This window comes from Rahnella sp. BIGb0603 (assembly GCF_024808755.1).
In the GTDB taxonomy this organism is placed as follows: Bacteria; Pseudomonadota; Gammaproteobacteria; order Enterobacterales; family Enterobacteriaceae; genus Rahnella; species Rahnella contaminans.
Genome location: NZ_JANUEX010000007.1, coordinates 64,783 through 78,885, shown reverse-complemented (window position 1 = coordinate 78,885; position 14,103 = coordinate 64,783). Strand labels below are relative to the sequence as shown.

Below are 14,103 nucleotides of genomic sequence, written 5' to 3'. Positions count from 1 at the left end.
GCAGGAAGGCGGCCAACGATGTAATCCCGATGAGCTTAAACAAGTAAGTGATTCGGGTTACGGAGTGCAGCCAACGCATCTGCAGCTCGAAGTATGAAGGGCATTATAAATCCCGTTCTTTCATTGCGCGCTGACGATCATAGTACTCATCTTCAGCGGCGATGATTTCATCGAGCAGGGAATCCACATCCGCTTTATGCGTATCTTCGGCGAACTGACCGGTCAGAGGCGTTTCCGGCGTCAGTTTGCCGTCTTCATATAACGCCCAGATTTCTTTCGCATAACGCGTTTCCAGCAGCTGCGGCGCGAACTGACCATAATATTCAGTCATGTTATTCACATCGCGCTCAAACATCGATTCGGCATGATTGTTCGCGGCGGCGTCCACGGCCTGCGGCAGGTCGATAATCACCGGCCCGTCGGCATCCATCAGCACGTTAAATTCTGACAAATCCCCGTGAACGATACCCGCGCACAGCATGCGCACGATATTGCGGATCATGGTTTCGAAATCCGCCACGGCTTCTTCTTCGGTCAGGATAACGTCACTCAGACGCGGCGCAACCACGCCGTCAGCGTCAGTGATCAGCTCCATTAGCAACACGCCATCAAGACAAATGTAAGGCTGCGGCACGCGTACCCCGGCGTTTGCCAGACGGAACAGCGCATCCACTTCTGCCGTTTGCCAGGATTCTTCCTGCTGCTTGCGCCCGAATTTTGACCCTTTTTGCATCGCACGCGCGTTGCGGGTGTTCCGGACTTTTCGGCCTTCCTGATACTGCACGGCCTGCTTGAAACTACGCTGGGTGGCTTCTTTATAAACTTTGGCACAACGAATCTCTTCACCGCATAAAACGGTGTACACGTCGGCTTCTTTGCCACTTTTCAAACGACGGACCACATCGTCGATCAGGCCGTCATCCACCAGAGGTTGGATTCTATTTGGGATTTTCATGCAGCCTTGTACCTTATTTCAGCGCATGAGGGAATGACCTGCGCAATATTCCCTGCATTACACACCAGACACGCCGTTCGCGTCATCCTTTCTTAATCCTTCTTTCTCACTATACTCAAGGCTACAGTTTAACGTAGTGACGCAGGAGTGGATACTTTCTGCGCACAGGTTCTTCTCATTCTGCGATGAAAATGCCCTCCGGCGCCCGCCGATAGCGCATAAACACCCCGCGTTAATTTGACTTAATTATTTTGTTCACACCTGATAATTATTTCCCATTGTAAGTAATGATGCCCGATTATTTAATTTTCATGACAACGGAACTTTTTTAATATTTTAAGCTTTTCGTGCTGTTGAGGTTGCGTTTACTTGCGGCAAAATCTGGTATACGTTCCGTTTAGAATAGGGGTGATACTGTGCCGTTAATTTCCCGTTGCAGGTCATCGTTATGAACACCATTTTAATTACCGGCGCTACAGGTTTCGTGGGCGGAGCGGTTGTTGAATATATTCTTCGTCAACAATTAAGTTCTAAAAACCAATTATTACTTTTAGTCAGGGCTGACGAGAGTGCGACGGGACTCGCCAGAATTATCGACAATTTGAGAAAGTTTGAATTGTCGGATGAACAACTTGCCGCGATTAATGAGCAATCAATATTAACCGGCGACCTTTCTGAACCGGAGAACTTTATTCAGGATCCGCGTTTAGATCATGTCACACATGTTATTAACTGCGCCGCGATTGCGTCATTTGGTAATAATCCGGCGATGTGGCGTGTCAACGTTGAAGGTTCACTGATTTTCGCCAAACGCATGGCGCAGGTCAAAGGCCTGCAACGGTTTGTCCACGTCGGCACCGCGATGGCATCCATGCCGGACAAAGACAGCGTCTTCTATGAAGGCATGCCGGACAACGAACACAACGAAGATCTGGTGCAGTACACCGCTTCCAAGCGCGCCATCGAAAACCTGGTTCGTACCGAATGCCCGAACCTGCCGTTTGTGGTCGCCCGTCCGTCAATCATTGTGGGTCACACACAGTATGGCTGCCAGCCGTCGAGCAGCATTTTCTGGGTCTTCATGATGGCGATTAAACTGAAGAAATTTACCTGTACGCTCGACGATCAGGTAGATGTTGTTCCGGTTGATTATTGCGCCATGGTGCTGGTGAAATTGTGCCTTGCGGCTGAACTGAACCACAGTTTCTATCATATTTCTTCCGGTGAAGAAATGTGTACGCCATTCCATGAAATAGATACGTCAGTGGCAAAAGCCAATAATACATCGCGTATTATCAGTGAATATCAGCAGATCAGTTATCAGGAATTTACCGGTATCCGTAAACAGTTTAAAGACGTGCTCGGGCCGTGTAATGACAAGATAATTTTGCGTGCAATTAAACTTTACGGCGGCTTTGCGCAATTAAATGTGAAGTTTGATAATTCGCGCTTGCTGAATATGGGTATTCCTAAACCCGCCGCCTTCAAAAGTTATATTGATAAATGTGTTTCTTCCACCCGCGGTCAGACAATATCTGAACTGATGAGGGTTGATTTTAAATAAACCGATGCGTCTGTTTGAGTCATCAAACGGCCCTTTATCTTTTATCTCTGCCCGAAAGATAAAGGGAACGGTTTAGAATACAACGACGCCGCGAAGGACATTGCGGCGTCGTATTTTTCGTGGTGTGAGCGGCTCAGACCAGGCCGTTTCTTCCATAAAGCCGGAAACCTTCACGCTGGTTTAACCGGTCATAATAGGCGGCCACCGCAGGCAAAGCCGGGCGCGACATCGGCGTCATCGACCAGCGGTTTACCGCCAGCCCGAGCGGAATATCTGCCAGCGTAAAATTATCTCCCAGCACGTAATCACCGCTGCGCTGCAATTGTTCTTCGAGCATTTGCATGTGGCGGTTCCATTCGCTGACACCGGCATCAATCAGTGCCGGATCCTGATGCTGCGGGCTGTTGCGCGCCAGCGCCGGAAACGCATAACGCCACGAATTATTCAGCTCACCCGCCTGCCAGTCCATCCACTGTTCCGTGAGAGCACGGCGTTTCGGGTCGGAAGACAGCAAATCCTCGCGCCCTTCCCGCGCGGCCAGATAACGGCAAATCACGTTGGATTCCCACAACACAAACTCACCGTCGAGCACCACCGGCACCATCGCATTCGGGTTCAGCGCCTTAAATTCCGGTGTCTGCGTGGACTGAAACCCCGAACCAAACTGCTCCTGTTCGAACTCCAGTCCCAGCTCAAAGCAGGTCCACAAGACTTTACGCACGTTGATTGACGGCGATTTACCCAGAATTTTCAGCATGAATTCCCCTCAATGTGGAAACGATTAGCGGCGGATAAAAATCCGCGTTTTTGTACCGTGATACGTCGTGTCTGTTTGCGCGACAAAACCGCACTTCTCCGCCAGCCGGATTGACGCGTGATGTTCCGGCTCGATAATGCAGCACAGCTGGCGATCAAGGCTGGCTTCTGCCCAGTTCAGCACCGCCTGTGCGGCCTCAGAAGCATAGCCTTTGCCGTGAAATTTTGGCGAAACCACCCAGCCCATTTCCGCCATGCCGTTCAGCGAAGGCGAGATATCGCGCTGATACTCCGCCAGACCAATTTCCCCGACAAACGCCCCTTCCGCACCGTTGTGCTTTTCAAACACAATCCAGTAGCCAAAACCGAGCATCTGCCAGTGGCCGGGATAACGCAGCAAACGGCTCCAGCTGGCCTCGCGGGTGGACGGCGTGCCGCCGATATATTTCACAACGGCCGGATCGGCCCACTGTGCGGCGATATCGTCGAAATCTTCCACGCGATGCCCGCGCAAAATCAAACGTTCGGTTTCAAGAACAGGCGCCTGAGTCAGCATAATTTTCCTTTGAGTTTTTCTGATTTATTCCGATGACCATTAACTTAGCATTGGAATTGTTCGGTCGGAAAGAGGGGTTTTTAGCCGGAAAAGGAAATCAGACAATAATGCCGCTGCGCAGCGCCGAAGGCGTCAAGCCGCGCACCGATTTAAAGCGGTTACTGAAATGGCTGGCGGAGCTGAATCCGCATTCCAGCGCAATGGAAGTGATGTCCAGTGTACTGTTCTTTAACAGATTTTCCGCCTGAATCAGCCGCGCATTCATCACATACTGGTGCGGTGCCATGCCCATGCTGAGTTTAAACATGCGGGCAAAATGAAACTCGCTGAGTTCCGCCAGCAGCGCCAGTTCCGGCAGCAATAACGGCTCCGCCAGGTGCGCGTGGATATAGTCTTTTACACGGTTGAGAATGTACGGCGCGAGCCCGCCGCGCACTACCGGCAGCGCCCATTGCAGATGGGTGTAATTTTTGACCAGATGCGCCATCAGCAGATTTGCCGCACTGCTCAGCATCAGCTGATTGCTGTTTTCCTGCCACTGGCTGCTGAGCAAAAAGTGGCGATACAGCAGCGTAATCTGCGGATCCTCCTCAAACGTGCGCTCTTCCACCTGAATCGACGCCGGGCTGCGATCCCACGTTTGCTCCACCAGATGCCGCAGATGATCGTCAGAACAATACAGATGCACAAACGACAAATCGTCGCGCACATCCCAGCTCGACATGCTGTGTTTTGGCATCAGGCAAAAACGATCTGGCCCGCCGCCGTTACGCCAGCCGCCGCGGGTTTTGTGATAACACTCATAACCGTCGGCGACGTAAAGACTCAGCGTGTGATGGTCCGGGCTTTCCTGCGTCACGATGTCGTTTTTGTTCGACCAGGCCGCCAGCTGAATGCCGGAGCCCAGCGCCACACTGTCGTGCAGAACCGCTTTATGCTTACGCAGCGTTTCGAAAGCCTGATAAACCTTCGCCATGATGAGCACCGAGTGGAGGAAAGAGGAGATCCAGTTTACGTTTTCAGACACAGGTTGAGCCAGATTTTGCTGCCACTGAACCGCAAAAAATGCGCAAGAATATGCAACTCACCGCAAGCCGCTGAAATCCCGTCGCGCCATATTCCGGCAGAATCTCGTTCAATCAATACTTTGCGTGAGAGAAGTCCATGAATGTGTTTTTGTATATCTCTGTGATTATTATCTGGGGCACTACCTGGTTTGCCATTTATCTGCAACAGGGCGCTGTACCGGTGACAGTTTCGATTTTTTACCGCTTCCTGCTTTCTGCCGTGATTATGCTGGTGGCGCTGCTGGCCGCCCGCCGTTTGCGCCGTCTGGCGCTGAAAGATCATCTGTTTTGCATGGTGCAGGGGTGCTGTGTTTTTTGCTTCAACTTTTACTGCTTCTACCACGCCGCCGCGTACATCACCAGCGGGCTGGAATCGGTAATATTTTCGATGGCCGTGCTGTTTAACGCCTTCAACGGCATGCTGTTTTTTCGCCAGAAACTGGCACCGGCGGTCATTCCCGCCTCCCTCCTCGGGCTGGCGGGCATTGTGACCCTGTTCTGGCACGACCTGAGCGCGACTCATATCGCACCGGAATTACTCAAAGGCATCGGCCTCAGCCTGCTCGGTACCTACGGATTCTCACTGGGTAATATGATCAGCTCGCGCCATCAGCGCCACGGTCTGGATGTCCTTTCCACTAATACTTACGCGATGTTTTACGGCACCGCGGTGATGGGCGCACTGAGTCTGGTTCAGGGCGCGTCCTTCGCCATCGACCTGAGGCCGCAATACCTCGGTTCGCTGGTTTATCTTTCGGTATTTGGCTCGGTGCTGGCTTTTGGCATGTATTTCACGCTGGTCGGACGCATCGGCGCGAGTCAGGCGGCTTACAGCACGCTGCTGTTCCCGCTGGTGGCGCTGACCGTTTCCACCTTCTACGAAGGCTATCAGTGGCATATCAATGCCATTGTCGGACTGGCGCTTATTCTGCTGGGGAATCTGGTGATGTTCTGCCGTCCGGCCTGGCTGGAGATGTTCAGGCGCAAAGCGGCTACGGCGTAAAACAGGTTACCGGTGCGTACAAAAAATCGCTCGACAGACCGGCTCCTCGTGTTGCATACCTGAAAGGCCGCATCCTGAGAGATGCGCGCCCTACAGAAAATAATGAGGAGAATAAAATGCCTTTTGTACGTATTGATATGGTTGAAGGAAAACCCGAAACCTACCGCAAAACCGTTGGCGATGTGGTGTACGACGCCATGCGCAACACACTCAGTGTGCCGGAAAACGACAAGTTTATTGTTATCTCCGAACACTCTCCGGCAGAAATGATGATTTCACCGGACTATCTGGATATACAGCGCAGCCCGAACTGCATCGTTATCCAGATAACCCTGAACGCAGGCCGCACGACAGAGATGAAAAAGGCGTTCTATCACGCCGTAGCGTACGGTCTGCACGAAAAAGCCGGACTACGCCTCGAAGACGTATTCATCAGTCTGGTCGAAGTGCCGAAAGAAAACTGGTCCTTCGGCAACGGCGAAGCGCAGTACGCGTGAACTCATCAGATTAAATAATCCCGCCATTGGCCTTCAGCGTCTGGCCGTTGACCCAGGCGCCATCGGGACCGGCGAGGAATGCAACGACGGAGGCGATATCTTCCGGCTGACCGAGGCGCTCAAGCGGTGACGTTTTAGCGATGGTTTCCACCAGTTGATCCGATTTTCCGCTGAGGAATAAATCCGTTGCCGTCGGGCCGGGTGCGACGGTGTTGACGGTGATCTGACGGCCACGCATTTCTTTGGTCAGCACACGGCTCAGCGCCTCGACAGCCGCTTTGGTCGCGGCATACACGCCGTACTTCGGCTGATACAGCCCGACGACAGTTGATGAGAAGTTGATGATCCGCCCCCCGTCGTGCAAATGTTTCGCCGCTTCACGCAGGGTGTTAAACGTGCCTTTCAGGTTGATGTCGATCAGGCGGTCGAACGCCGCATCATCGGTGTCGGCGACAGCGGAAAGCGTCATGATCCCGGCGTTATTCACCAGCACATCCACACCACCAAAGGCTTGCTGTGCGCTGGCAAACATACGGCTGACCGCGGTGCCATCACTGACATCGGCCTGCGCGGTGATGGCCTTTCCACCTGCCTGTTCAATTTTACTCACCACCGCGTCGGCTTCTGCCGCGCCGCGGGAATAGTTCACTATCACGGTAAACCCGTCGCGTGCCAGGCGTTCTGCGATGGCTGCGCCAATACCGCGTGATGCGCCGGTGACCAGCGCGACTTTCTGTCTGGATGTCGTCATGAGGTGTTTCCTTGTTAAGTGAATAGGATCTGCTGTCGATGAAGAAAGAGTAGCCGATTGACGGTGCCGGATAATTACCTGATATTCGTTATCACTATCCGGAAAAGGCGAACAATCATCATGGATAAGCTCGACAGTATGCGGTTGTTTACCCGCGTGGTAGAGCTGCGCAGTTTTACGCAGGCTGCGCAGGATCTGAACCTGAAACGCTCGACGGTGACCGACGCCATTAAGCAGCTCGAAGTGCGGCTGAAGGCTCGGTTGTTGCAACGCACCACCCGCCATGTCAGCCCGACGCTGGACGGCGAGGCGTATTATCAGCGCTGTCTGCGCATTCTGGCCGACGTGGAAGATGCCGAGATGGATTTCGCCGGTGCGCAGCCCAAAGGGTTGTTGCGGGTGGACGTCCACGGTTCGCTGGCCCGGCATTTTCTTTTGCCCGGCCTGCCGGATTTTCTGGCGCAATATCCTGAGATCGAATTTTATCTGAGCGAAGGCGACCGCTTCGTCGATCTGGTTCGTGAAGGTATCGACTGCGTGATCCGCGCGGGCGAACTGAAAGACAGCGATATGGTGACGCGTCCGCTGGGAACGCTGTCGGAAATCACCTGCGCCAGCCCGGCGTATCTTGCGCGTTTTGGTATACCGGAAACGCCGGACGATCTCGCTAATCACCGGATGATTGGTTACCGCTCAAGCGCGACCGGCGGCCTGTTGCCGCTGATTTTTCATCAGAACGGGAAAGCGCGGGAAGTGATGTTGCCAACCAGTTTGTCGGTCAACGGTGCGGAAAGCATGAAAGAAGCGGCGCGGCGCGGAATGGGCATTATGCAGGTGCCGCATTACGGGTTAACCGACGATCTGGCGCAGGGCACGCTGGTGCAAATTCTGGCGGATTTCCCGGTCGGCGCGTTGCCTGTAGCGCTGCTTTATCCGCGTAACCGTCAGCTTTCGCCCCGCGTGCGGGTGTTTATTGACTGGATGGTGAAGGAGTTTGCGCGGCGCAGCCCGCCGCACACTACAGCGTTACACCCTGCTGTCTGAGCTGGCCGATATCCTGCAACGGCGGCGCGCCAAACGAGCGGCGGTATTCCCGGTTAAACTGCGACGGGCTTTCGTAGCCCACACGAAATGCCGCGGTCGCCGCGTCGATATTGCCGCTCAGCAGCAGACGGCGCGCTTCCAGTAAACGGATCTGTTTCTGGTATTGCAGCGGGCTCATGACCGTCAGCGCCTTGAAACGGTGATGCAGATTCGAAACGCTCATGCCGACAATTTTTGCCAGTTCATCCATCCGCAGCGGGTGCGCGAAATTGGCTTTGATCCACACAATCGCCTCGCTCACGCCTTTCCCCTGATAATACGACAGCAAATGCTGATAAAAATGGCCGCCTTCCGGTGCGGTGATCAGCCTGTAGAAAATCTCTTTTTTCACCAGTTGCCCGAGCGCCTGTAAATCCTGCGGAATATCCAGCATAACAACCAGCCGCAAAAAGGCATCTGCCAGACAGTCATCGGATTTTGCCACGTACGTGACGCCGCCGGATCGCGCAGCCGGGAGCGGATCGAGCTGCATGTCGATCATCAGATCGGCCATTTCTTTCAGATCCAAATCGATACGGATCCCCAGATACGGCGTCTCTTCCGTCGCCTGCGTCACCTGCCCGGAAACCGGCATATCAATCGCCGAAAGCAGATAACTGCCCGCGCCGTATTCCACCACTTCCGCGCCGATCAGCACCTTTTTCTGGCCCTGTAAAATCAGGCACATCGACGGAGAAAGCATGCCTTTATTGAGCGCCGTCGGATGCGTGAAACGGATAAACGACAGCCACGGCAGCGCCGTCGGACAGGAATTTTCATCCGGCGGCAGGGCTGAAAAGGCGCGCAAAACGCGCGCGCTCAGGGACATCAGGGGGTTCATAGTCTCTTCACTCATCGTCGATCAGGGTCTTCGGCTCAAGATACGCTTCCAGCCCGTAAGTGCCAAATTCGCGCCCTAAACCGGATTGTTTGAAACCGCCAAACGGCGCATCAGGCGCGTCATACATGCCGTTGACGAATACCCGTCCAGCCACAATCTGCGCCGCGACTTCCCGCGCCTGCTGACGATTTTCCCCGCTGACATACGCCTGCAAGCCGTACACCGTATCGTTCGCCATCTGCACCGCCTCTTCGACAGTGCGGTAGGTCAGCACTGAAATCACCGGCCCGAAAATCTCTTCGCGGGCGATAGTCATATCGGGCGTGACGTTCACAAATACCGTCGGTTTGACGAAATAACCGCTGTTTAAACCTTCCGGACGCCCTTCGCCGCCGTACAGCAGTTCCGCGCCTTCTTCAATGCCCAGACGGATATAATTCTGCACGCGGTCGTACTGTTTTGCCGTCACCAGCGGGCCGATTTGCGTATCCGTCTGCTGCGGGTTGCCCACTTTGACGTTCGCCACCGCGCGCACCAGATGCGCTTTCACTTCTTCCAGCCGTTCCTCCGGCACCAGCAAACGGGTGCCGGCGATGCATGCCTGGCCGTTATTCATCGTGCCAACCGCCAGCGCCAGCGGAATAGCTTTTTCGAGATTAACATCTGGCAGAAGAATGTTAGGCGACTTGCCGCCGAGCTCCAGCGTCACGCGTTTCAGGGTATCTACCGCGCCGCGGGCAATCGCTTTGCCCACCGCCGTCGACCCGGTAAAAGAGATTTTCGCGATATCAGGGTGACGGGTAATTTCTGCCCCGACCACGTCGCCGCGTCCGGTGACAATGTTAAACACGCCCGCCGGTAAACCTGCAGCGTGCAGGCACTCTGTCAGCAACTGCGTCTGGCCCGCGCTCAGCTCGCTGGGCTTGATCACCACCGTGCTGCCCGCTGCCAGCGCGGTCGCCATTTTGTTGCAGATGAAACCGTAGCTGGCGTTCCACGGCGTGATCAGCCCGACGACGCCCAGCGGTTCCATCACCACTTTCGCCCTGCCAATGTGGCGGACAAATTCATACTCGCTGAGCAGCTTTATCGCCTGCAAAAATGCGCCGGACGCCCGCGCTACGGTGCCGCGCACCATCGCCAGCGAGCCGCCATATTCGGCGCTCATCACTGCTTCCAGCGCGTCTGCCCGCGCCAGTACTGCGTCATGCAGTTGTTGTAAATACTGAATGCGCTGCGCTTTGCTGGTCCGTGAGAAAGAAACGTAAGCAGCTTTTGCTGAAGCGATCGCCTGGCGGGTATCGGTTTCATCGGCAAGACGAACCTGCGCCGCGACCTGTTCAGTCACCGGATTGATCAGGTCCATCACTTCGGTGCCGTGCGGGGTGACGAACTCGCCGTTAATATAGATTTGATTAATCTGTTTCATGAATGCCTCCGGTTTGTGAGTCTTCATGCTAAGACCGGCGGGCGAAAGGAAGATAGACCAATACTGCCTGAGGATTGCCTGATCCTGCTGGCCGGGAGTATGTTAGAAATCTATCGATTGGGAGAAACCGATGACCACACCCGCTGTATTACTGCATATCGGCCACGAAGAGACGCAAATTGTCGTCAGAAATTCCGCAGCTGAAGACAAGATTTTGCCGCTGACGCTGGGCTCACAGCTGACGTCTGTGGGCTATTTCCGCCACACGCCGCCCACGCCGGACGAAATGGAAACCGCCATTATGGTGGTGGAAGATGAAATTATTCGTATCCGGCACGACATTCCCGCAGGCGCGGCGCTGTTCAGCACCGACAACGATATCCGCGCGCTGGCACGCATTGCCGGTGTGGCAGAAAACGAGGTGATGACGCTGTCGCTCGACGCCGTCGAACGGACGTTTGACCGGCTGGCACTGGTGATTAACGGGCGTCCTGCGCACTTTGAAGGGCTGCCGGACGGCAATGATTTCGCGGCCACATTGCTGATTTTGCGCGAGTTCATGCACCATCTGCAATTTGCAGAAATCACCGTGCAGGGAACGAAATTTGAGATGTAAGCAGAAAGAGTAACAGCCTCCTGCGAGGCTGTTACTTTGAGGGACTCAGATTCAGGCCGACGTGTTTTTCAGCTGCACCGGGTCCGATTCCAGCAACACCAGACCGCTGAGATCCGGCAGCGACTGATGCGCCAGATAATCCCGGAACGACATGCGCGGCGCATCGTTTTGCCACGCGGATTGCAGCTTGCCGAGCAAATCAGTGGTTTTTGACGTTTCCACCGGCGTCGTCGTGTCTGATTCCAGCCAGCCTTTCACATACTTCTGAATATGCGTTGAGGTGCTGGCCGACTGATCCACAGACGCACTCACCAGCGCCCCTTTGTGGTACTGCACCGACGTCGTGCTTTCGGCTTTATCATCAATCTGATAGTAAAGATAATTCTGCGAATCCCGGTCACTGGTCAGATTCAGCTGAAGCCCCGGTGTTAATGACTGGTGGAAGCTCGCGACCAGATGCGACTGCTGCTTTTGCGTAATATTGCGGTTCTGCGTGCTGTCGCCGGTGATCGTGCTGGCCTGCGAAACCTGATAAGAAAAAGTATCCACTTCGTCAGGGCGCATCGGATTGGTTTTATCCGTTGGCGTCTGCGTCACTGATGCCGTGAAATCGGCCAGCCCGGACATCATGTTTTTGTCGGTTTTAGTCAGCGAGAAGTGAACCGGTTCTGGTCCGCTGCTTTTGTACGTTGTCGCCGACGCGCCGTAATTGCTGTTAAGCGCAGTAAATGCGTCTTTGAACATGTCCATCAGCGAAGAGTCGGCATTGCCCCGCGTTCCCGCACTGCTGAACTGTTTCAGATACTGATTCAGCGCCTGTTTCTGCTGTGAGTCGGTACCGAGAAGTGCGCGTTTGCTCATGTCGACGCTGATATCCACCGTGCCCAGCTCGCCGGTAGATTTCACCGAACGCGTGCTGGCGTCGGCGTGGAAATCCAGCGTCTGAACGTTGTTTTTGGTGCCCAGCGTGGCATGCAAATCAACGGAAGACAGCACTGAGGTATCGAATTTTGTTAATCCGCTCAGATCAAGCTTTGGCGGTTGCGCGGTCAGCCCGTCGATGGCTTTCTGAAAACCGTCGGCCAGACCGGCCAGCGCCGTGCGATCGGCGTCGCTGAGCGTGCCTTTGGTGACGTTCACCTGCACGCCCAGACCGTCGGCATCGCTGCCCAGCGTGATATCCACCCGCGCACCGCTGGCCGTTTTCACGCTCAGGGTGATCTGGTTATCCGCTTTGGTATGAAGTTGCGATTGCGCAATGTTGACGGAGGAAGCCTGACCCGCCGTCTGCTTTAAGACAGATTGCGAATAACTGCCTGCCTCCGTGGTAAAGCGCTCCAGCAGCGCCGCACCCAGCCCGGCAAAACGCGCCGCATTGCCCGCAGAACTGAAATTTCCCGCCAGCTTCGACGAGATAAGATCGGCAGATGCATTTTCCCACACCAGCGCCGGTTTGGTGATGGCGTAAACCGGCGTGCTGCTGGTCGCCTGCCCGATCGTCACGGAAGTCGATTGCGTCGCCGCCGCTTGCTGGCTGGCGACAGCGGTCACCGTTGCCGTGGTTTTGGTGGCGGCCAGCAGCGTAGTGGCTGACTGATTGCCTGTCGCAGAAATGATTGTCATCCTGATAGTTCCCTTGTTTTGCGCCATAGCGCCAGTGGATACCCTGATCCTTCTGATGCTATTTTCGGCAAAACCACAGGAAACTTTAAGGATATGTAAAAGTCTGTTTCTGAAAAAACGAACAACGACGCCCGGCGTTAGGTCATTCCAGCGGGCCACCCAGAATGGTTTCGCACATGCCGGAAAGAATGCGTTCACCAGTTTCGGTTTTTAAATCTTCGTACCATTGCTCGGTCACGGCCATTTCTTTTCCGTGAGTAACATCGCAGCGTTTACGCGCTTTCAGTACCAGATCCTTCACGCGATACGCGCGTTTTTCCTGATAACGCAGCAGCGCATCTTCAATCCCTAACGAATTGGTTTGCAACACATTGGCCAGCACCACGGCGTCTTCCATTGCCGCGCAGCCGCCCTGCCCGATATCCGGCGTCGTGCTGTGGCCGGAGTCACCCAGCAGCGCAATCCGCCCTTTCACCAGTTGCATAAACGGTTCGATATCGTGGATTTCAATCCGGTTGGTGGTGTCAGGATTAATCAGGCTAATCAGTTTCTGCACCGGTTCTGCCCAGCCGGCAAAGTAGCGCTGTAAATCGTCGCGCACCGTGGCGCGATCTTCCTGCAGGCCTTTGGGCAGCGGAACGTCAAAGAAAAAGTAGAAACGGTTGTCGCTTACCGGCATCAGCGAAACACGCTTACCTTCACCGACGAATGTCGTCCACTGATCGGCAGGCGCGATACTTTCATCGATTTCCACCAGCCCGTTCCAGTTAACGTAACCGGCATAACGGCGCTCGGTGGCGTAGCCCAGAACATGCTGACGGATCACAGAATGCGTGCCATCGGCGGCAATCAGCACATCGCCTGTTGCTGATGACCCATCGTCAAACCAGGCGGTGACGCTGTCTGCGGATTCCTCTACGTGCGTAACGCGTTTGCCAAACTGCACCTCGTCGCGGCCATAGGTGTCGAGCAGCATCGACTGAAGTTCCGCGCGCGCCACCGGATACGGCTGCTCACCGACGCTCTGAATCAGCGGATCCATCGAGAAGCGCGTCATCGTCTGGCCCTGCTGATAATCTTTGTAGGCCATAAAACGCATCTGCCCACCCAGCTTGCGCAACGGTTCTTTCATCCCGAGATAATTCAGACATTTCACGCCGTTCGGCCAGATAGAAATCGCCGCACCCACCGGTTTGATCTCTTTCACCGCCTCGTATACCGCCGTTTCGATGCCAAAACGCTTGAGCGCAATCGCCGCACATGCCCCGCCAATACCGCCACCAATCACGATCGCTTTCATATTTTTCTCCTTGAGGTCTCAAAAGGAAAAAGCAATTTCTGTACCAGAAAGCGGATTTGCGC

Annotated in this window: 14 protein-coding genes; 5 read left to right on the top strand and 9 right to left on the bottom strand. The window is 54.6% G+C overall.

Features of this window, described 5'->3' with window-relative positions:
• Window positions 1–103: 103 nt before the first annotated feature.
• On the bottom strand, window positions 104–955 hold the full coding sequence (locus M2403_RS18465; RefSeq protein WP_152327397.1) for a PA4780 family RIO1-like protein kinase: 852 nt from the start codon (window positions 953–955) through the stop codon (window positions 104–106).
• Between the two features lie 448 nt (window positions 956–1,403).
• Between M2403_RS18465 and M2403_RS18460 the strand changes: the two genes are divergently transcribed.
• Entirely contained in the window at window positions 1,404–2,519 is a 1,116-nt protein-coding gene (locus M2403_RS18460; RefSeq protein WP_259230461.1) for an SDR family oxidoreductase, read from the top strand.
• 133 nt (window positions 2,520–2,652) lie between these two features.
• Here the strand turns inward: M2403_RS18460 and M2403_RS18455 are convergent, their stop codons facing one another.
• From M2403_RS18455 to M2403_RS18445, 3 genes are all read right to left on the bottom strand, one after another.
• Window positions 2,653–3,276 (bottom strand): glutathione S-transferase family protein, encoded by a 624-nt coding sequence (locus M2403_RS18455; RefSeq protein WP_165061287.1) that lies wholly within the window; start codon window positions 3,274–3,276, stop codon window positions 2,653–2,655.
• A gap of 24 nt (window positions 3,277–3,300) precedes the next feature.
• Window positions 3,301–3,831: a GNAT family N-acetyltransferase gene (locus tag M2403_RS18450; RefSeq protein ID WP_259230459.1), complete on the bottom strand. Its 531-nt coding sequence runs from the start codon at window positions 3,829–3,831 to the stop codon at window positions 3,301–3,303.
• Window positions 3,832–3,928: 97 nt separating this feature from the next.
• Window positions 3,929–4,807: an AraC family transcriptional regulator gene (locus M2403_RS18445; protein WP_152327470.1), complete on the bottom strand. Its 879-nt coding sequence runs from the start codon at window positions 4,805–4,807 to the stop codon at window positions 3,929–3,931.
• 188 nt (window positions 4,808–4,995) lie between these two features.
• On the opposite strand from M2403_RS18445, the gene M2403_RS18440 reads away from it, so the two are divergent.
• Together M2403_RS18440 and M2403_RS18435 are read left to right on the top strand one after the other, a co-directional pair.
• Entirely contained in the window at window positions 4,996–5,901 is a 906-nt protein-coding gene (locus M2403_RS18440; RefSeq protein WP_152327401.1) for a DMT family transporter, read from the top strand.
• 116 nt (window positions 5,902–6,017) lie between these two features.
• The gene (locus M2403_RS18435) at window positions 6,018–6,398 is read left to right on the top strand and encodes a tautomerase family protein (protein ID WP_152327402.1); all 381 of its coding nucleotides are present in this window, start codon (window positions 6,018–6,020) and stop codon (window positions 6,396–6,398) included.
• A 10-nt stretch (window positions 6,399–6,408) separates the two neighbouring features.
• Here M2403_RS18435 and M2403_RS18430 read toward each other — a convergent pair whose 3' ends face one another.
• Complete coding sequence (locus tag M2403_RS18430; RefSeq protein WP_259230457.1) at window positions 6,409–7,149, bottom strand: SDR family oxidoreductase; 741 nt, start codon at window positions 7,147–7,149, stop codon at window positions 6,409–6,411.
• Between the two features lie 120 nt (window positions 7,150–7,269).
• Here M2403_RS18430 and M2403_RS18425 point away from each other — a divergent pair, with 120 nt between their 5' ends.
• Window positions 7,270–8,193 carry a LysR family transcriptional regulator gene (locus M2403_RS18425; protein ID WP_165061278.1) on the top strand — a complete coding sequence of 308 codons (924 nt, stop codon included), beginning with the start codon at window positions 7,270–7,272 and terminating at the stop codon, window positions 8,191–8,193.
• Here M2403_RS18425 and M2403_RS18420 read toward each other — a convergent pair.
• Together M2403_RS18420 and M2403_RS18415 are read right to left on the bottom strand one after the other, a co-directional pair.
• Complete coding sequence (locus M2403_RS18420) at window positions 8,168–9,088, bottom strand: AraC family transcriptional regulator (protein WP_208950197.1); 921 nt, start codon at window positions 9,086–9,088, stop codon at window positions 8,168–8,170. The genes M2403_RS18425 and M2403_RS18420 overlap by 26 nt on opposite strands.
• Complete coding sequence (locus M2403_RS18415; protein ID WP_259230456.1) at window positions 9,081–10,502, bottom strand: aldehyde dehydrogenase family protein; 1,422 nt, start codon at window positions 10,500–10,502, stop codon at window positions 9,081–9,083. Before M2403_RS18415 ends, M2403_RS18420 begins: the two co-directional genes overlap by 8 nt.
• 130 nt (window positions 10,503–10,632) lie before the next feature.
• On the opposite strand from M2403_RS18415, the gene M2403_RS18410 reads away from it, so the two are divergent.
• Window positions 10,633–11,118 carry a hypothetical protein gene (locus M2403_RS18410; RefSeq protein WP_165061269.1) on the top strand — a complete coding sequence of 162 codons (486 nt, stop codon included), beginning with the start codon at window positions 10,633–10,635 and terminating at the stop codon, window positions 11,116–11,118.
• A 51-nt stretch (window positions 11,119–11,169) separates the two neighbouring features.
• Here the strand turns inward: M2403_RS18410 and M2403_RS18405 are convergent, their stop codons facing one another.
• Entirely contained in the window at window positions 11,170–12,741 is a 1,572-nt protein-coding gene (locus tag M2403_RS18405) for a hypothetical protein (protein ID WP_259230454.1), read from the bottom strand.
• A 142-nt stretch (window positions 12,742–12,883) separates the two neighbouring features.
• Window positions 12,884–14,041, bottom strand: a complete 1,158-nt coding sequence (gene hpxO, locus M2403_RS18400) for an FAD-dependent urate hydroxylase HpxO (protein ID WP_152327409.1) — start codon at window positions 14,039–14,041, stop codon at window positions 12,884–12,886.
• Between the last annotated feature and the right edge of the window lie 62 nt (window positions 14,042–14,103).